The sequence below is a fragment of the Aristophania vespae genome (genome assembly GCF_009906835.1).
Classification (GTDB): Bacteria; Pseudomonadota; Alphaproteobacteria; order Acetobacterales; family Acetobacteraceae; genus Aristophania; species Aristophania vespae.
In genome coordinates, this window is sequence record NZ_CP047652.1 from 1,657,862 (window position 1) to 1,676,016 (window position 18,155).

Sequence of the window (18,155 nt, forward strand, 5' to 3'; positions counted from 1 at the left end):
ATTGAAAAAAACGCTGCCTTTAAATTTTTTTGTGCCTTTTTCTCTCAATAAGGCGCAGTTTTCTGGTGACGTTTTAAAGCAAAAAGAGCCTCTTGCCTTACGGTCTGGGGCTCTTTTCTTATCTATAATAGGCGGTATTTTTCTCTTATCAAACGTTGCTTTGGCAGCATCTAACCCTTCTCATCCTGCTGCATCTTCATTGGCTCCCTCTTCTGGTTCGTCTAAAAAATTAGCAAAAACCAGAGAAGAGCGGCAGAAAGAGACCCTCCAAAAATTTGAAAAGGCTCTTTCTCAGTCAAAATCAGAAAAAGAGACCCAAATTTTGTGGGAAAAAGCCGAAAGAGCACGGCAAGCTACGCTCAATAATGCCCCACGGCTTTTACTCAAAGAAGCGCAGGAAAAAGAGAAAAAAGGTGATGTGCAATCCATCGAATCCCTTCTCTCTACCGCACTAGCTCTGCAACCTGATAATAGTTTGTTGCGCCGTCTTAGGGCCTCTACCCGTATTAAAGGCAATGACCCTATGGGGGCTATACAGGATCTGGGTGTCGCTCTACTCACTGATCAAGATGACCCTATTGCGTGGCTTTTATTGGCCAAGGCTCAGGAAAATTTACACAGACCATCACACGCTTTGCAGGCATTTAAAGAAGCTGAGCGGCGTGTACCTTTTCTCCCGGAAAAAGAAAAGCTGCAACAACATTTTGAGCAGCAAGCTTATGGTCAAGAAGATTAAATTAGTTTGAGAAAGCAAGATTAAGCCCACTCATGACGGTTAAACCCTGGTTAGGTATGGTTGCGAGAGCGTTATTGTAATAATGTCTGTTTGTGACGTTATCCGCACTTGTAAAAAGCTGTAATCTTTTTGTGATTTGATAATCACCAAATAAATCGAACACAACATAACCAGCACGCTTGCTCGCACCATAACGCCCTATGGCCTGCCCTGTTGTGCCAGTCGCTGCCCTCACGCGCCCACCTAAATTAAGGCGGTTATCAAGCAGATGCAGCCCTATTGTAGAAGACATTACATTACGCGGCGGTGTGGTAACGAGTTGGTTATAACCACTATAATCACGCTGAGGTAACTGTGTTGTACTATTTGTATAAGAGAGCATGGCAAAAATAAAAGGTGAGTCGTAACGAACCTGCCCCTCAAAACCACGCGTATATGTATTGCCTGCCATATTCCTAAACAGATATCCCGACTGTGGAATGGGGGGAAACACACCTGGCCCTGGACGCGCTGTAATAAGGGTTTGCCCTACATAATTTTTAATACGTGTATCATAATAATCTGCTGAAATATCTATGTGGTCTCCCTTGGAAAAAACACTATGATATTTAAGTTTTGTGCCAATTTCCCATCCATAAGTCCGCTCTGGTTGCAAGTAGGGATTGGGCACAAATTTTACAAAACCTAACCCAGGATGTGACCCAGAATATAATGTTTCTGTTATTGCTGGAGGGCGAAATCCCAGACCATAATTGCCATATAACTGGAACCCCTCAAGAGGATTAAGAGCTAAAGTCACTTTGGGACTAACGGCATCCGCAGTACGCCGGGCGTGAAATTCTCCCATTGGCAGGTTATTTTGACCGGAAAACTCATTATTACCTTTGCCTGATAGATGGAAACGATCATAGCGCACAGCTCCTGTAAGCTGCACGATGTTCCACCCCATTGTTAGTTCGGTAAAGGCTCCACCAACCTCTCTCCCCCGCTTGGTGTCGTACCGTCATGACCTGTGCTACTTTTTGTATTGACCTGATCATGATAATATTCGCCCCCATAAGTCAGGGCAAAATCAAGCGGTCCCCCTTTAAAACGGGACATATTATCAAGTTCAAAACCTAAGGTCGTTAACCCATAATGGGTTAAGTCAGGTTGTGCTACCGTCACCGCTCTAAAAGAAGGTGTATAATTAGACATTGTCGTGCTGACGACATAGCCTTTGGCATGCAAGGAAATGAGATTATTATCGACCGGCTTATAGCTATAATCAATTGTGCCGGTATTATTTTGCACCTCATCTGAGGTTGTTACATTTTCAACACCTACGCCAAATTGGTTATGATAAATAACGGTCCCTAAAGTAAGCTTCTGATCTGACCCTGGGGTTATATTTATTTTAAATAAACCTGATTGTAGCCTTTGAAAGGTATGGGGAATGCGATCACCATTACCGTCTTCATAATCACCTGAACTGCGCATACTAAAGGCTGCTGCAACCCCAATCATATCGTTAATTTGATCAGCCGCACCGACCATTCCCGAACCATCATAATTATTTGTCCCACCCAATATGCGTGCAATCACACCATATTGTTTTCCTGCTTCGACAATATCATTCACATTCAGAGTATGGAGATTTAACTTGCCGCCAATAGCCCCGCTCCCATCTGCCGTAGATACGGTGCCACGTTGCACATCTAGCCCTGCCAAGAGGGCAGGATCGACATAAACACTACCATTGGCACCGTGACCGCTTTCCTGAAAATTCTGTCTTGCCCCATCAATCATGACATTGATACGACCAAAATCCTGCATACCACGCATAGAGACAGATAAAGCTGGGGTGCCATCATTTTGGAAAAATACACCAGGTAGATCACGCAAAATTGCATAAGGTTCTGTTGGCTGAACCCGCAATAGATCGTCGCGTGTTAAAGAAGAAGAAGCCTGCGGAACAGAGACCGGCTTTGTGGCACCCTTCACCCTAATTGACGGTAAATTTATGGGGAAGTTGCTCTCTGCCGAAGAATTATCTGCAAGCTCTGCTTTTGCCGAGGCAGCTATAGGCAGCATCAAGGCTGTAGATAAAAGGCACCCTCCAACAACAGGCCTAGAAACAGGTGATAATGCGAGCTTTTTCAAGCAGTTTAAAGGGCATGAAAAAAAACAGTTATGAGAGTTAGGCATGTTTGATCTCATTAAGAGTTGTTAAGATGCCTTTCATTTAAATGATAATGATTCTTAGTTGCAATAAGAATCATTATCATTTAGAAAAAAATTAAAGGTTTTCATTTTCCACGATGAGGATGAATTCCTTTTTCTTTGAACCGCTCACCGTAAGATTTTTTCACAATTCGTTAACTGTAGAAAACGAAATAAGGAACTAACCCATGTATATCGCTATGAATCGTTTTAAAGTGAAAATTGGGAATGAGGATGCTTTTGAGACACGCTGGCTAAATCGCGACATTCTCTTAAAATCATGCCTCGGTTTTATCTCTTTTCAGTTTTTGAGAGGACCTCAAAATGCTGAATACACACTCTATGTTTCCCACACTTTGTGGGAGACATATGATGACTTTTGCAACTGGACGAAATCGGATGCCTTCAAAGAGGCCCATATCAAAGCAGGTCAGTCAGAACGTCTGACAATATCTCCGCCCACTTTTGAAGGCTTTGATATTTTACAAACCGTTACACGAAGGGTTATTTAAACTCTTATATGAAAGGGCGGCTTTTTGATTATTGTTTCACTCAGCCACTAAGATACGCCAGGTAAGAACGATGTCACACATACTGTGCTAGCAAACTGCACTTATTTTTTATCTTTCCTAGATAGGCTCTAAAAAGCAAGCTCTGCCTTTATTATGCAGAGCTTCTTTTATCACAACCCAAAATTAGACTATAAATAGCCCAAAAAAAGTTCGCAGCGACATCTCATTAGACTAGTTTTTCAAAAAAACTCAAACCGCAGGTAAAATCAAATCGGTTTCTAATTTTGAATAATGCGGGCGTTTATAATGATCAATGTGATTTCCTTTTACCAGAGGGCTATAAGGTAAAAGACCAGAGTTTTTAAGATGAATCTCCCTCATATTGGTCTTTCCTGGATATGAAGTAATAGCTCTTGTAAAAGCAATAGGGCCTGACGTTTTTAACGTAGCCACGCGCCCAACGCCGGCAATGCGGCGATCATAAAGAGAAATATTACATAATACCTGATTGATCACACGCCTTAACAGAGGATGCCCAGCCACAGATATAACAAAGGCATTTAGATATTCCCCATCGGAAATATGGCAAAGATCAGGATGAGTTTCGGTAATGGCCCCCCATTTCCCAACGAGAAACTTATCGTCTTTTCTGATGACATCTTTTAAAGGGTTAACGATAACGGATTTCAGATCTAAATAAATGCCACCAAGTACATAAATAATTAAATAACGTGCTAAATCGGCACAAATAGCACCATAATCAGGATTAATCCTGTCAAATAATTTTAAAACATCCATACCATAATGATCGTAAATAAATCTCATTATGGAATTGTCACCAAACTCAGTCCAGTATTTATAGTCATAATCGGGATTATGATAAATTATATGGTCAAGATTTTCTTCAAAAGGCTCCTTTGAATCAATTTTATACCCTATTTGGTGAATAATTTTAGGAATTGTTTCTGTAAAAGGATGTTTCTTTACAAAGCAGGGCAATTTTCCTTCATCAACTTCTAAAAATCTCTCCCAGCCACTAACATTATCCTGGGTTGTAAAACCCAAATCGGGACGAGCAGAAAGATAGTCATTGCCCCTTTTCAGAGCAACCAAACCATCACTTTGATATTCCCGGGCAAAACCTAAATTTTTAAGATCTGACCATGTCGCGGGCTTAACCCAATCGTCATAAAAAGCGCAAAAATCTCTCTGTTCAAGTCCATTATCTGTAATTGCCAAAAAACTATTGAAGAAGGTAATTAACAAGCTTCTTGTCCCTTAAAGATAGGATTTTGCAAAGAAATTTTGAGGTACATCTGGCCCAGGGACAGGCTTAACAAACAGCCTTTTCTGAGTAAGAACATATTAAAAATTTATCTTAATATTTTAAGTATTATTAAAAGCAAATTCAAGGACGTTTCAAAATAAGATCGCTATTTAAACTGGAATAATGAGGCCGCCCATATAAGGGTTTTGAATTTTTTTTCACGAGCAGGCTCTGATAAACACAGCCTTCCTGGTTGAGAGAAATTTCTCTAAAGCCACTATTTCTAGGAGAAGATAAAATTGCCCTTGTATAAGGCACTGGCCCTGTAGTTCTTAAAGTAGCTATACGGCCTGCTCCTGCAAAGCGGCGGTCATAAAGGGCTATATTACAAAGCACCTGATTGATGACCCGCCTTAATAAAGAATGGCCAGCTATCGAAGCAATAAACCAGTTTACATATTCTCCACCAGCAACATGACTAAGATCAGGGTGTACCTCCCCCTCACTTTCCCACTTTGCCAAAAGCAATTTGTCTTGAGCTTTGATAAGCGCGTTAAGCGGTTGAGTAATCACTGATTTCAGGTCAAGATAAACACCACCCATAGCATAAATAATCATATATCGAGCCAGATCAGCGCACATTGCACCATAATCCTGGTTAATCATTTCAAATAATTTTACATACTCAATTCCATAATAATCATAAATAAACTTATAGACACTATTATTACCAAATTTAGTCCATAATTTGTAATCGTAATCTTTATTTCTATATTTAATGTAATTTATATTTTCATAAAATGGATTAAAATTACTAATATTATACCCTATTTGATGAATAATTTTAGGTATATCACATCCAGAAGCTATGTTTCTTACGAAAGGAGGTAGTTTCGTTTCACTAATCTCGGAAAATCTTTCCCATCCGCCAACGTGATCTCTTACTGAAAGGCTTAGATCTGCGTTAACAGACAGATAGTCGTTGCCCTTTCTAAAGGCGATCATTCCATCATTTTGATATTCACTTTGAAAGCCAAGGTTTTTGAGCTCCTGCAAGCTGACAGGTTGCACCCCCTCATCATGGAAAGCGCAAAAATTTTTCTGTTCTAATCCTTGGTCTGTAATGGCCAAAAAACTATTAAAAAATGAAACAAACACTAAGTAAAGCTCCACCTAAAGCCTTATTTTGAGAAAAATATAAGCATTATTTAAAGTTTCTTAAATAAATCTCATCATCATAATTATAAGGTTTTTTCTGTTTGTCTCTCTATTCCTGGAGTATATTTTATGGCCTTCACTTTTCGAAAATCCTCTAGTCCTGATACTCTTAACAAAGCACCCTCTCGCCGCCGTTTCCGCCATTATGGTGAGATTGCCATGACAGGCGCCACTGCAATGGCCATGTTTGGGCCACGTCGCTTTCGTCCCTATTTCCAACATCTTGTCACACTCGTTGGGGTTATAAGCACAACAATTAATATTTTTCGTCCCAAATCATAAGAATATTCTCAATTTACAAAAAAGAAACAGGATCAATATCTACCGTCACTTTTACATCACGGCTCGTTTTCACACGCTCTAACCACAATCTTATAAGCGGCTGTAGGGCAATATTTCGCCTTGTACGTAAGAGAATTCTCCGCCTATGCTGTCCTCTTAACACAGCAATAGGTGCAGGGGTTGGGCCAAGAACCTGAATCCCCTCTCCCTGAGGGGCATTTAAGGCTAATTCTCTAGAGATTTGGTCGGCTAATCTTTCTTGAGCAGAGCTAATAATAAGGGCCGCTAACCGCCCATAAGGCGGCCAAAAGCCCGGCTTTCTCTGAGCCGCCTCTTGCTGCATAAAACGCTCAATGTCATTATCTATAAGAGCCTGCATTACGGGATGATCTCCCACATAACTTTGCAGCATAACCCGCCCTGGTTTTTCTCCTCGCCCTGCACGACCTGAAACCTGATGCAATAGCTGCATCGTACGCTCCCCTGCTCTAAGGTCTCCCCCCCTAGTCCCAAATCTGCATCTACAACACCAACCAATGTTAAATTGGGGAAATGCCATCCTTTAGCGACCACCTGCGTCCCAATAATAAGATTAACCTCGCCTTCTGAAATTTTACGCACAGCTTCTGCCGTTGCTGCGGGAGAAGAAAGCGTATCAGAGGCCATGGAAAGAATCTTTGCTTCGGGAAAACGCGCCCGTGCTTCTTCTTCTATCCGCTCAACGCCTGGCCCAACAGGCACTAAACTGGTCTCTGCCTGGCACTCTGGGCATTCATGTGGAATGGGTTGGGTATATTCGCAATAATGGCACGACATGCGCCCACGGGCACGGTGCTCAACAAGCCAGGCTGTACAATGCGGGCATTGCAAACGATAACCACAGGCGCGGCATATTGTCAGAGGCGCATAGCCACGCCTGTTTAAAAAGAGCATGGCCTGCTCACCCTTATTCAAACTATGGTCAATGGACTCACATAATAAGGGAGAAAGAAAGAGGCCTCGATCAGGACCGTCTTTTTTCATATCAATCAGAGAAATTTCTGGAAACTGTGCTCCACCGTGGCGTGTTTGCAGTATTTCATGCTGATAACGCCCTTGTTCTACATTAGCTAATGTTTCTAAAGAGGGCGTTGCAGAAACCAGAATAACAGGTGCTGAGACAAGGCGAGCACGCATAATTGCCATATCACGGCCATTATAAAGAACGCCCTCTTCCTGTTTGAATGTGCTCTCATGTTCTTCATCAACGATAACAAGCCCAAGATTATCAAATGGAAGAAACAAGGCTGAGCGAGCACCAACTACGACACGCACATCACCCAATGCGGCACCCAACCACACTTCGCGCCGGGTTTTCACACCTAAATCAGAATGCCAAATCGCAGGCTCGACCCCGAAACGAGCTGAAAAACGCTCCATCCACTGAGCTGTTAGCGCAATCTCTGGGAGTAAAACCAGTATTTGTTTTTGATGCTCCAGAGCTTTTGCCAAAGCCTCAAAATAAACTTCTGTTTTGCCTGATCCTGTGACACCTTCTAACAAAGTGACACTAAATTTTTGCTCTTTAACTCGTTCACATAAAGATTGCGCGCTTCGTTTCTGATCCTCTGACAATAATGTCTCATGGAAAAAAGGATCTGGTTTTTTAAAAGAGATTTCTGGCTTCAGGGCAGTTTCTTTTAAAATACCCTGTGCCGCCAAACCACGTATTACCGCAGAACTGGCACCGCTTTTTTCGCTCAGCTCCACTGTGCTCTGCGGCTCTACCGAACTAGCCGCCTCTATCACGGCCCGTCGTGAAGGTGTCAAACGTAAGGTGGCTGGAAAAGGCTCTTTTGTTAAGAGCCATCCCAAACCGGGCCGCATTCCACCAGCTAAGGGCACACGCAATGTTATAGCCAGTACCTGGCCAGGCGCGTTTAACGTATAGGCAGAAAGCCAGTCAATAAAACGCCGTAAGCTTTCAGGCACTATAGGAGCACCCTCTATCACGTGAAGGATAGGTTTAAGGCGGGCAAGATCAAAAAATTTTTGCGAGAAAGCAGGGCGAAAATCAGGGGGCAAAACATCGCGCCAGTCTGCATCCCATACGCAACCCATAATCTCCTTGCGCCCTAAAGGAACTTGCACAATCGTCCCCGGTGCCAAAGGTTGGGAGCAAACATAATCAAGAGGGCCAGAAAAAGGCCTTGGTACGAGTACGCTTAAACGAAATTTCTTTTCTGACTCCTTCTGCGCTACAGTCTGTTTTATGAGGCTCTTGCCTGTCATGAATCTGCTTCACTTCTTTTGGGCCGAATCGTCATGAGCTCTTTATCACCTTATGCCTCTCGCACAGCCTATGAAATACATAAATCATGGGCAGACTGGCTTCGTTTTGATAAAAATTTGAGCCCTAAAACAGTCATAGCCTATAGTCATGATTGTGTGCAGGCTCTCAATTTCTTTCAGCGTCATTTAGGGCGTGAACCCCTATTAACTGACCTGCAAAACCTTAATTTGACCGATTTTCGTGCCTGGCTGGCTTTCGAAACGAGCAAATCTGAGGCTTTGGCGCACCGTCAATTTAGCAATATCAGTCGTCAAGACGGTTTTGCCCGCAGCAGAGCCCGCCGTCTCTCTGCTCTGCGTTCTTTTTTTCTTTATCTTAAAAAAGAACACGGCATAGATAATGATTCTCTCTCACTTCTTCGTAGCCCACGCCTTAAACCACGCCTGCCACGCCCCTTAAATATCGAGGAAGCTCAACAAGCTCCTGATGGCATTGCCGAGCAAGCACACTCTTTACCTACCGCCATACGTGACCAAGCTCTTTTTACGCTGCTTTACGGCGCTGGGTTACGTATAAGTGAGGCTCTTTCCCTCACTATAGCAGACTTAAAACGTTCAGGCGGAGAAACTCTTCTTATTCACGGTAAAGGCGGTAAGGAACGTTTTGTGCCTCTCCTGCCCAAAGTTGGACAAAGCCTGAATGACTGGCTCAAAGTTCACCCATCGCCTCATCCCACTGCCCCACTTTTTTGTGGTGTTAGAGGGGGCCTCTTAACCCTGGGGTCGCACAAAGGGCAATGCGCCAATGGCGCAAACTTCAGGGACTACCCGACTCTGCCACTCCACACGCTTTTCGTCACGCTTTTGCATCTCATCTGCTCCAAGGTGGGGCAGATTTACGCGCCATTCAAGAATTACTGGGCCATGCAAGCCTTTCTTCAACACAAATTTATACACTTGCTGATGAACGTCATTTGATGGACGTTTGGCAAAAAGCCCACCCTCGAGCCAAAGTGAAGTCAAAGCCATGAAGCACTATATTTCGGTTCTTATGATTGGGGCTTGCCTGATGAGCACAGCATCTCATGCAAAATCTCTTTGCACATTTGAACATATTGCAACGATCCCTTTAACCGAGACAGGCTATACAATTAGCCTCCAGGCACACTTAGAAGGGCACCCTCTTTCTTTAATTGTTGATACAGGTTCTGAAGGCAGCCTGCTCACGCCCGAGGCTTTAATTCGCCTGCGTTTAACGCCCGATAACTCTTTTAAAACTCTTATTTCAGGGTCAGATGGCAGAGGACAAATTGTTCCTAACGTAACCATTAAAACTCTGGAAATGGGAAATTTGCTACTTTCCAACCTCTCATTTCCCGTAGGGGCTCTCCCCGGAGCACCTCTTATAAGACCTGCTATTTCGGGCCTCATAGGTATGAATCTTTTGGGAAATTATGATCTCGATTTTGATTTACCCCACCACCAACTCACTCTCTATCATATTCAGCTAGGCTCCATGCTGTGCAAAAGACCACCAGCTTGGCAGGAAAGTGAGATGTCTGGAGCTAACAAGTCCAACAAGCAAAACTCAGGTAAAATTAAAACTCTTCATACTCAAGTAATCGCCAGACGCTATATGATTCCCTTTATATTGGATGGTCACAAAGGAACGGCCCTGCTTGATAGCGGGGCACATTCTCATATTGTAAGCCTCTCCTTTGCTCATAAACTGGGCCTAAATGAAGAGAGGCTGGCGCAGGATCCAGGAGGCTATAGTGCCAGTATAGCGACACCAGAAAAACGCTATTACTGGCATCAATTTAGTGAGCTAAAAATTGGCGATGAGGTCAGAAAAAAGCCCACTTTAACCGTCGCTCCCTTAAAGGAGCATGCAGATATGCTCCTCGGTGCCGACTGGTTTCAGACCCATAGAGTTTGGATATCAAAAGCAACTGAACGCGTATATATACACCCCTGAGGCTTTATTTACGCATAAGACGCTTTGCCTGAGCCTCTTGAAGAATAGCAACAGTGCTTTGTGTTCTTTGTGCCTGGGCTAAGGAATAGGCTGTTTCGCCTTTAGCATCTTTAAGGAAGGGATCGGCACCTAGTTCGAGCAGAGTTTTAACAACCTCATTGCGCCCGAAAAGGGCAGCCATCATGAGAGCCGTCTGCCCTGCGTGATTTTGCGTATTAACAGAACATCCAGCCTTGGCCAGACGGTTTAAAATTGCCACATTGCCTTTAAATGCAACCCCCATTAGGGCCGTATTACCTGCATGATCAGCCAGGCATGGTTTGGCACCATGCGTCAGAAGTAGCTCAACACTATCAAGATGCTCATTATAGGCAGCTAAAATAAGAGGGGTATAACCTTTCTCATTTTTGATGTTGGGATTTATCCCCTGCTTGACCAGGCCCTCAATGATATCATTACGCCCCTGCTCTGCTGCATCTAAAAAGATTTTGTTTAGGTGCTCACGGCTATATTGTGCCTGTTTTGCACCTGCATCTTTAACAGTCTGCGATGAATTAGAGGACTGAGCAAAACTCGCTGAGGGGCCAGCGACAGAAAGAGCACCTAAAAGAAGCAAAATTTTATGAGAGATCATTTTTAATATCGCCTTTCACGTGAAACATTGACCAAAAGAAAAGCCCTCTCTTTCCCGGGCTAGGGACAGAGAGGGCCTCAAGTTAGTTTAACGCTTATTGAACTTGCGTTTGAGGAATATGATCAGCAGCCTGTTTAACTTCCTCAATTTTTAGACCAAGAGCTTTGGCCAAATTTTCCCCGTATGTCTTATCTGAACGATAAATATAAGATGTAAAGCGGACTTTAGTCTCGTGACTTTTAACCATCTTCATATCGCTAGCAAGATTATGGACAACCTCACTTTGTTCAAAAGGTGAGAAACTACGATAAATCTCACCGGTCTGAGTGAAATTATCTGTAGGATGGACAGCCTGTTTCAACACCACACCAGAAACAGCATAACGGCTTTTATTATTCCTGTTATTTTGTGGTGCTTCAGCACGGATAATGCCCATACCTGGGTTAGTTTCATCTACCACTGCACCAGGGTCATCATAACGGCTTGTTGGTTGCCAGTTCACATGTCCTTTGCGAGGACGAATGCTCATAACACCATCTTGATGGTCATTTTGCACTTTGACCAGCGGACGATTGATTGGCAGATCCTGGTAATTGACGCCTAAGCGATAACGCTGCGTATCAGCATAGGAGAACAGACGTCCCTGAAGCATTTTATCAGGAGAAGGCTCGATACCAGGGACCATTACACCAGGAGCAAAAGCTGCCTGCTCTGTTTCCTGGAAGTAGTTATCAGGCATTTTATTGAGCACCATGGTGCCAATTTTCTTTTCAGGAACGCCAAGCCACTCTTTTGTATCATCAAAAGCATCATAAGGAAGCGCAGCAGCTTCTTTAGGGGTAAGTACCTGAACGTATAGATCCCATTTCGGGAAGTTACCCTCACCAATTGATTTATAAAGGTCAGCTGTAGCGTAGTTTGTATCAGCAGCATGGGTCGCTTTAAGATCCATACCCTTCACACCCTGCTGGCTCACCCAGTGGAATTTTACAAAGTGGGTCTCACCCTTATCGTTAATCACACGGAAGGCATGAACACCCTGTCCATCCATATGACGATAATTGATCGGCATGCCGTATTTATCAGAATAAATATAAGTCAGCATGTGGGTTGATTCAGGAGCGTTCGAGAAGAAATCGAACTGATTATTCATATCCTGCATATTCGTTACAGGATCAGGTTTAAGAGCATGCACAAAGTCAGGGAACTTAATGGCATCACGAATAAAGAAAACAGGAAGGTTAATACCAACTAAATCCCAGTTTCCTTCTTCGGTATAGAATTTTGTTGCAAAACCACGAGGATCACGTGCTGCTTCAGGAGAGCCACGATAATTCATCACTGTAGAAAAACGGACGAATACGGGAGTTTTTTTACCGCTTTTGAAAAGAGCAGCCTTGCTCAGCCCGGCAAAATCACCATTAGCAATAAAATAACCGTGAGCACCTACACCACGTGCATGAACAACACGTTCGGGAATCCGCTCGCGGTCAAAATGGGCAAGTTTTTCGATAAGAGCAAAATCCTCAAGCACAACAGGGCCATCCTGACCTGCTGTTTCCGAATTCTGGTTATCAACGATAGGTGCACCAGAATCCTGTCTCATCAAAGGTGGCTTTGAAGACGGAGCCATAGATGGCCCTGCTAAAGCCGTTGATACCAACAAAGGCACTGATAGCAAGGATATAAAAGTTTTTTTCATATGTGTTTTCCTCCATGGTTCGCTCATATGCTTTAAGATTAGCTCTCTTTTTCTCAATAAGAAAAAGCAAAATTTCCTTCTTCTGAAAAAGGAAAAACCTATTAAAACCTCTTACGAACCGAAAAATTATTATTCCATAACCTCTATTTCTATTACTTATGTCAAAAAAAAGTAAAAAAATTGCTTTTCTCTCTTGTCATGACTTCATAAGACTGTTAGATCATCGCCACCCCACCGCGGGATGTTCTCTTTCGTAAGAGGCCATTTATAAGCGGGTGTAGCTCAGTTGGTTAGAGCGCCGGCCTGTCACGCCGGAGGTCGCGGGTTCGAGCCCCGTCACTCGCGCCACTATCAAAGTGGTGCTTATCTTTTTCATTACAATTCGGATCAGCCCAAATTTGCCTGATAAATCCTAATATAAGGCATTATTGTGCATTTATTAAATCCGCGCTTTTCCAAAGTGTTCTGCTTTGACAGCCTGAAAGATTATGCTAGAAAAAGCACTGATTTGTGGCTTAATTCGTCATATTTATAAAATTATTTAGACCGCCTATTCTTTGTTTTTGGGAGGAATATTCATTGCTCATGACAAAGCAAAGAAAAATAAAGCAGATCCTATCATGAGCAAAACATCCCAGGCGGCCAAAGAACTCAAAAAATTTTTAGGTGAACAAAAATTTTCGACGGTCATGGCCGATCCTCCTTGGCGCTTTACGAACCGCACAGGCAAAGTAGCACCAGAGCATAAACGGCTGGCCCGCTATCCTACCATGACATTGGAAGAAATATGCTCTCTTCCTGTTAAAGACCACCTTAATGAAACAGCTCACTGCTACCTATGGGTGCCAAATGCTCTTTTACCTGAAGGGCTCCAGGTACTCAAAGCATGGGGGTTTGAATATAAATCAAACATCATCTGGCATAAAATTCGCAAAGATGGTGGTTCTGATGGGCGTGGCGTAGGGTTTTACTTTCGTAATGTCACCGAAATTCTACTTTTTGGCACAAAAGGCCCTAAAGCACGCACATTGCAGCGGGGCCGCACACAGGTAAATTTATTTTCTACAAGAAAAAGGGAACATTCCCGCAAACCTGATGAACAATATGAAATTATAGAAGGTTGTTCATGGGGGCCATATTTAGAGCTCTTTGGCCGAGGCAAACGCGATAACTGGACGGTGTGGGGCAATCAGGCTGACGCCGATTATAAACCCACCTGGGATACCTATAAATATAATTCTTCCACCAGTGCGAACAAGATGGAGACATAATGACGGAGGAGCTAGATTTCGGACAGCTTGAAGACGAACTCGTTAAAAACGATATTTCTGTCGGAAAAGTTGCTGATAATTCTGAATCATATGCCTCCATCTTCCCAAAAACGATTTTAGAAAAATTTGAGATTTATAGTTATCGCTCTGCGGCTGCGGTGCTTTACCAAAGCTTTCCAGAGCAATTTAAAGAACTTATCTCTGCCCTCGAAAAATTTTACATTACAAAAAAGATGATTCGCATTCCCGGCGGAAGCAAAGGCCCCATTGCGAAATATGTAGATACGCTTTTAGATAAAGAAAAATGGGTTGAAACACGCATTTCAGCCGATCTCGTCGTCAAGCTTCATCATGCTCATACCAATGAAATTGTTACTGAATATGTCAGAGAAGGTTATCTCGACGGCCATAGAATAGATTTTGTGTCAGGACGGGTAGCATTTGACCTGGAGTGGAACAGCAAAGATCAAACTTATGATCGTGATCTTTATGCATTTTCTGCCTTCCATGAAGCAGGTGCCATTGATGTTGGCGTTTTACTGACAAGAGGGACAAGTCTGGATAATAAGTTTTTCAAAAGTCTGGGCAAGGTTCTCGATAAAAATGGCGAAAAAGAAGGCACCGCTGACGTTTATAAAAAATTTGGCGCTTCTACCACTTGGATGGGAAAATTACTCTACCGCCTTGATGCTGGCCGCAATGGTGGATGCCCAGTTTTAGCCATTGGCATCACACCAAAATGCGTTATTGACGATTCTGCACCCTAAAAGGGCTTTTTTCTTTCACATTTTGCAAGAAAGTTCTTGCATCCTTCGCCATCCTCGCCGACATGTCAGGCTATGTCTTATGCTGTGAAGGAAATTTTCGCCACTCTGCAAGGAGAAGGCGCTCATACAGGTCGCGCGGCAATTTTTTGCCGTTTCGCAGGATGTAATCTTTGGTCCGGGCGAGAAGAAGACCGTGCCAAAGCCTCATGTCAATTTTGCGATACTGACTTTATTGGTATTGATGGCCCCGGAGGGGGGCGCTTTGAAAATGCGCAAGACCTTGCTCTTGCCATCAAAAATTGTTGGCAGCAATATTCATCGGATTTCACGCAAGCTTATGTCGTGTTTACAGGAGGGGAGCCTCTATTACAGCTAGATCCTAACCTGATAAAGGCCGTTAAAGCACAAGGTTTTACCATTGCTGTAGAAACTAACGGAACCATCAAGGCCCCCGAAGGAATAGACTGGATCTGTGTTAGCCCAAAGCCGGGCTTACCCCTTTTGCAGGTTTCTGGCTCTGAATTAAAACTGGTTTATCCTCAGGAGACCTTGCCACCTTCTCTTTTTGAAGGGCTTGATTTCGCACATTTCTGGCTACAACCCAAAGATGATGCCCACCGCCAGGATGCCACCAGGCAAGCCGTACATTATTGCCAAGAACACCCTCACTGGCGATTAAGTCTGCAAACGCATAAATTTATTGGAATTTTATGACAGAGTCCGCTTTAGATACGCCTTTTGAAAAAAAAGCTTTGGTTCTTTTTTCAGGCGGCCAGGATTCAGCGACATGCCTGGCCTGGGCATTAAAACATTTTGAGCATGTTGAAACTGTCGGTTATGCTTACGGCCAACGGCACTCTATAGAGCTAGAATGCCGTGATATTTTAAGAGATAAAATTGGCAAACTCTTCGCCCAATATGGCAGAGTTGGAGAAGATCATACGATTGATCTCGCCAGCCTGGGGGCACTTTCAGAAACATCTCTGACTCGTGAGACTGAAATCATCATGAGCGAAAATGGTTTACCTTCCACCTTCGTTCCTGGTCGAAATCTCATATTTTTGACATATGCAGCCGCTTTGGCCTATCGACGCGGCATTAAGCATATTATCACCGGCGTGTGTGAAACAGATTATTCAGGCTATCCTGACTGCCGTGACGATACAATTAAAGCCTTACAGGTGGCACTTAATTTAGGCATGGAACAGCGTTTTGTGCTGCATACACCACTAATGTGGTTAGATAAGGCACAAACCTGGCAAATGTGTGATCAACTGGCAGGATCCGACTTAGTAGAAGTCATCCGCAAAGAGAGCCATTCATGCTATAAAGGCGACCGCACTCATGAGCATGTTTGGGGTTATGGATGTGGTGACTGCCCAGCCTGCCAGCTCCGTGCAGAAGGATGGCGACGTTACCAGGAGGCGTTGTGAATAGCACACCCTGCCCAGAATTAATTTTTACCCGCCGTTTTAGCATGGCTCACCGTCTTATTTCTGGCTGTAGTGAGCGTTGTGCAACGCCTCATGGTCATAATGAATATGTCACCGTCACACTTAGAGCTGGTAAAAATAATTTTCATCATCGTTTAGACGGTCACGCTAACATGCTCCTCCCCTTTGCTGAAGCAAAAGGCAGGTGGCACCACTTTATTGATGAGCATATTGACCACGCTTTTCAGCTATCTGCGTCTGACCCGCTTCTAGGCTGGTTTAAAGAAAATGAACCACAAAGAGTTAAGCGTATAATTGTAACGCCAGGCGATCCTACAACTGAACTTATGGCCGCATTATTAATGGCTAAACTCAATGCTTTTCTTCATGACCAGGGTGACTTACTGACACTCCACAGCCTTGAATTACGAGAAACACCAACAAACTCTGTCCGGCTTTCTGGCGATCCGCTTTTTTACCTACCTTTTACGGATAATCTATCTAAAGATCACTGGTGGAACCGAGCAGATAATACGATCTCAGATTTATCATAAATCAGCATTGATTTCCGACCTTATAAAAGTAAGGGGAATGGCTGGTCCGCCACACGTCCCCCTCAAAATTTGCTATATTTCTGCTTCTAAAATGAGCTTTATGGCGTGACGATTATCTTTATGGATTGCGGGTCAAGACTGGCTTTTAAAGCGTCTTCTGCATGCTCCAAATCATAGCGAGCTGTGATCATGGAAGAAAGATCGACCTGCTTACTAGCCACAAGATGCGCTGCCATGGGCCATGTATTCGTGTAACGAAAAGTTCCTGTTACATTAATTTCGCGTGCTTGTATGACTGAAACGGGCAACATCATCTCATCTCCTCCCATTCCAACAAGCACAGCGTACCCTGCCCCCTCACGGCCCTGATTCCTGACTGAACAGCTTTGGCAGCTCCCGAACAATCAATGAATGCATCCACCTCAAGCTGCTCAACACTCTCTTTGCTTGGATCTAAAGTGCTTGTTGCACCATATTTCATAGCTTGTTGGCGGCGTTCATGCTGAATGTCTGAAACAATGATTTCTGCAGCACCAAAAGCACGGGCTGCTTGCGCTGTTAAAATGCCAATAGGGCCCGCACCAGCAATAAGAACCCGTGCCCCTGGAGAAATATGCGCTTTATGACAAGCCCAGAGCCCCACTGATAATGGCTCAAGTAATGCCCCTTCCTCATATGATACATTATCAGAAATAGGATGGGCAAAAGAGGCCTGAATGGTGACATATTCCTGAAAGGCACCATCAATAGGTGGTGTCGCGTAAAATTCCATATGAGGGCAAAGGTTATAATGTCCTGTTCTGCACTGTAAACACGTACCACAAGGACGTTGGGGCTCAATAGCAACACGTTGCCCTATCCTCTGCTCCGGCACATTGTCCCCTACCCCCACAATAACTCCAGAAACCTCATGTCCCAGAACAAGCGGACGCTCCACCACAAAATCCCCAATACGTCCTTCGAGATAGTAATGAACATCAGAGCCACAGACGCTAACTGCTTTTACCTGGATTAAGACCTGGTCAGCTTCAGGCTGTGGAACAGGCCTGTCCTCAAGACGGATATTTTGTTTTGTGGTAAGAACCGCAGCTCTCATTTTAGACGGTATGGATGTATTTGTTTTAAGCATAATAGACTCACAATCTGTGAAAGAGATGCGTAAAAGAATTCAGCCCTTCAATTTTGATCACAGGCAATATCACTATGTCATAATTTTCATTAAAGGCACAAAATTATACGAATTTGACCTCAGGGAAATTAAAAGGAACTTATGTTAAAGTCATATTTTTAAATAATTACTTAATGACTATTATATAAGCGAAATAAAA

17 protein-coding genes, 1 tRNA gene and 2 pseudogenes are annotated in these 18,155 nt (G+C 43.5%); 11 read left to right on the forward strand and 9 right to left on the reverse strand.

Going from position 1 to position 18,155, the window contains the following annotated elements; all coding sequences use genetic code 11:
• Position 1 precedes the first annotated feature (1 nt).
• Complete coding sequence (locus GT348_RS07515; protein WP_160619177.1) at positions 2–736, forward strand: tetratricopeptide repeat protein; 735 nt, start codon at positions 2–4, stop codon at positions 734–736.
• 1 nt (position 737) lies between these two features.
• Here the strand turns inward: GT348_RS07515 and GT348_RS07520 are convergent, their stop codons facing one another.
• Positions 738–1,685, reverse strand: coding sequence for a TonB-dependent receptor domain-containing protein (locus GT348_RS07520; RefSeq protein ID WP_160619178.1), 948 nt, complete (start codon positions 1,683–1,685; stop codon positions 738–740).
• A gap of 2 nt (positions 1,686–1,687) precedes the next feature.
• Positions 1,688–2,923 carry a TonB-dependent receptor plug domain-containing protein gene (locus tag GT348_RS07525; RefSeq protein WP_160619179.1) on the reverse strand — a complete coding sequence of 412 codons (1,236 nt, stop codon included), beginning with the start codon at positions 2,921–2,923 and terminating at the stop codon, positions 1,688–1,690.
• Between the two features lie 203 nt (positions 2,924–3,126).
• On the opposite strand from GT348_RS07525, the gene GT348_RS07530 reads away from it, so the two are divergent.
• Complete coding sequence (locus GT348_RS07530) at positions 3,127–3,450, forward strand: antibiotic biosynthesis monooxygenase family protein (protein ID WP_160619180.1); 324 nt, start codon at positions 3,127–3,129, stop codon at positions 3,448–3,450.
• A 249-nt stretch (positions 3,451–3,699) separates the two neighbouring features.
• Here the strand turns inward: GT348_RS07530 and GT348_RS07535 are convergent, their stop codons facing one another.
• Positions 3,700–4,716 (reverse strand): glycosyltransferase family 32 protein, encoded by a 1,017-nt coding sequence (locus GT348_RS07535; protein WP_160619181.1) that lies wholly within the window; start codon positions 4,714–4,716, stop codon positions 3,700–3,702.
• A 142-nt stretch (positions 4,717–4,858) separates the two neighbouring features.
• Positions 4,859–5,875, reverse strand: coding sequence for a glycosyltransferase family 32 protein (locus GT348_RS07540; protein WP_160619182.1), 1,017 nt, complete (start codon positions 5,873–5,875; stop codon positions 4,859–4,861).
• A gap of 129 nt (positions 5,876–6,004) precedes the next feature.
• Between GT348_RS07540 and GT348_RS07545 the strand changes: the two genes are divergently transcribed.
• On the forward strand, positions 6,005–6,217 hold the full coding sequence (locus GT348_RS07545; RefSeq protein ID WP_160619183.1) for a hypothetical protein: 213 nt from the start codon (positions 6,005–6,007) through the stop codon (positions 6,215–6,217).
• 13 nt (positions 6,218–6,230) lie between these two features.
• Here GT348_RS07545 and GT348_RS07550 read toward each other — a convergent pair.
• Positions 6,231–8,488, reverse strand: a pseudogene (locus tag GT348_RS07550) (primosomal protein N').
• Positions 8,489–8,521: 33 nt separating this feature from the next.
• Between GT348_RS07550 and GT348_RS07555 the strand changes: the two are divergent.
• Positions 8,522–9,519 (forward strand): annotated as a pseudogene (locus tag GT348_RS07555) (tyrosine recombinase XerC).
• Positions 9,516–10,466, forward strand: a complete 951-nt coding sequence (locus GT348_RS07560) for a retroviral-like aspartic protease family protein (protein ID WP_160619184.1) — start codon at positions 9,516–9,518, stop codon at positions 10,464–10,466. The pseudogene GT348_RS07555 and the gene GT348_RS07560 overlap by 4 nt, the downstream one beginning before the upstream one ends.
• Positions 10,467–10,470: 4 nt before the next feature.
• Here GT348_RS07560 and GT348_RS07565 read toward each other — a convergent pair whose 3' ends face one another.
• Together GT348_RS07565 and GT348_RS07570 are read right to left on the reverse strand one after the other, a co-directional pair.
• Positions 10,471–11,100 (reverse strand): ankyrin repeat domain-containing protein, encoded by a 630-nt coding sequence (locus tag GT348_RS07565; protein WP_160619185.1) that lies wholly within the window; start codon positions 11,098–11,100, stop codon positions 10,471–10,473.
• Positions 11,101–11,194: 94 nt separating this feature from the next.
• On the reverse strand, positions 11,195–12,802 hold the full coding sequence (locus GT348_RS07570; protein ID WP_272916139.1) for a catalase: 1,608 nt from the start codon (positions 12,800–12,802) through the stop codon (positions 11,195–11,197).
• Positions 12,803–13,073: 271 nt separating this feature from the next.
• Between GT348_RS07570 and GT348_RS07575 the strand changes: the two genes are divergently transcribed.
• From GT348_RS07575 to GT348_RS07600, 6 genes are all read left to right on the forward strand, one after another.
• Positions 13,074–13,150: transfer RNA gene (locus GT348_RS07575), tRNA-Asp, on the forward strand.
• A gap of 272 nt (positions 13,151–13,422) precedes the next feature.
• Positions 13,423–14,073, forward strand: a complete 651-nt coding sequence (locus tag GT348_RS07580) for an MT-A70 family methyltransferase (RefSeq protein ID WP_160619186.1) — start codon at positions 13,423–13,425, stop codon at positions 14,071–14,073.
• The gene (locus GT348_RS07585) at positions 14,073–14,840 is read left to right on the forward strand and encodes a BglII/BstYI family type II restriction endonuclease (protein ID WP_160619187.1); all 768 of its coding nucleotides are present in this window, start codon (positions 14,073–14,075) and stop codon (positions 14,838–14,840) included. Before GT348_RS07580 ends, GT348_RS07585 begins: the two co-directional genes overlap by 1 nt.
• A gap of 72 nt (positions 14,841–14,912) precedes the next feature.
• On the forward strand, positions 14,913–15,554 hold the full coding sequence (gene queE, locus GT348_RS07590) for a 7-carboxy-7-deazaguanine synthase (protein WP_160619495.1): 642 nt from the start codon (positions 14,913–14,915) through the stop codon (positions 15,552–15,554).
• Positions 15,551–16,273, forward strand: a complete 723-nt coding sequence (queC, locus tag GT348_RS07595; RefSeq protein ID WP_160619188.1) for a 7-cyano-7-deazaguanine synthase QueC — start codon at positions 15,551–15,553, stop codon at positions 16,271–16,273. The genes queE and queC overlap by 4 nt, the downstream gene beginning before the upstream one ends.
• Entirely contained in the window at positions 16,270–16,827 is a 558-nt protein-coding gene (locus GT348_RS07600) for a 6-pyruvoyl trahydropterin synthase family protein (RefSeq protein ID WP_272916142.1), read from the forward strand. Before queC ends, GT348_RS07600 begins: the two co-directional genes overlap by 4 nt.
• Positions 16,828–16,925: 98 nt before the next feature.
• On the opposite strand, the gene GT348_RS09190 is transcribed toward GT348_RS07600, so the two are convergent.
• Together GT348_RS09190 and GT348_RS07605 are read right to left on the reverse strand one after the other, a co-directional pair.
• Complete coding sequence (locus tag GT348_RS09190) at positions 16,926–17,168, reverse strand: MDR/zinc-dependent alcohol dehydrogenase-like family protein (protein WP_201740040.1); 243 nt, start codon at positions 17,166–17,168, stop codon at positions 16,926–16,928.
• Positions 17,138–17,956, reverse strand: a complete 819-nt coding sequence (locus GT348_RS07605; protein ID WP_201740041.1) for an NAD(P)-dependent alcohol dehydrogenase — start codon at positions 17,954–17,956, stop codon at positions 17,138–17,140. The genes GT348_RS09190 and GT348_RS07605 overlap by 31 nt, the downstream gene beginning before the upstream one ends.
• Positions 17,957–18,155 lie beyond the last annotated feature (199 nt).

Bases quoted from the DNA above. Each gene is read 5' to 3' on its own strand.
- GT348_RS07580 (WP_160619186.1), top strand. From the start codon at position 13,423: ATGAGCAAAACATCCCAGGCGGCCAAAGAACTCAAAAAATTTTTAGGT.
- GT348_RS07525 (WP_160619179.1), bottom strand. From the start codon at position 2,923: ATGCCTAACTCTCATAACTGTTTTTTTTCATGCCCTTTAAACTGCTTG.
- queE (WP_160619495.1), top strand. From the start codon at position 14,913: ATGTCTTATGCTGTGAAGGAAATTTTCGCCACTCTGCAAGGAGAAGGC.
- GT348_RS07570 (WP_272916139.1), bottom strand. From the start codon at position 12,802: ATGAAAAAAACTTTTATATCCTTGCTATCAGTGCCTTTGTTGGTATCA.
- GT348_RS07545 (WP_160619183.1), top strand. From the start codon at position 6,005: ATGGCCTTCACTTTTCGAAAATCCTCTAGTCCTGATACTCTTAACAAA.
- GT348_RS07520 (WP_160619178.1), bottom strand. From the start codon at position 1,685: ATGGGGTGGAACATCGTGCAGCTTACAGGAGCTGTGCGCTATGATCGT.
- GT348_RS07605 (WP_201740041.1), bottom strand. From the start codon at position 17,956: ATGCTTAAAACAAATACATCCATACCGTCTAAAATGAGAGCTGCGGTT.
- GT348_RS07560 (WP_160619184.1), top strand. From the start codon at position 9,516: ATGAAGCACTATATTTCGGTTCTTATGATTGGGGCTTGCCTGATGAGC.
- GT348_RS07565 (WP_160619185.1), bottom strand. From the start codon at position 11,100: ATGATCTCTCATAAAATTTTGCTTCTTTTAGGTGCTCTTTCTGTCGCT.
- GT348_RS07585 (WP_160619187.1), top strand. From the start codon at position 14,073: ATGACGGAGGAGCTAGATTTCGGACAGCTTGAAGACGAACTCGTTAAA.
- GT348_RS07530 (WP_160619180.1), top strand. From the start codon at position 3,127: ATGTATATCGCTATGAATCGTTTTAAAGTGAAAATTGGGAATGAGGAT.
- queC (WP_160619188.1), top strand. From the start codon at position 15,551: ATGACAGAGTCCGCTTTAGATACGCCTTTTGAAAAAAAAGCTTTGGTT.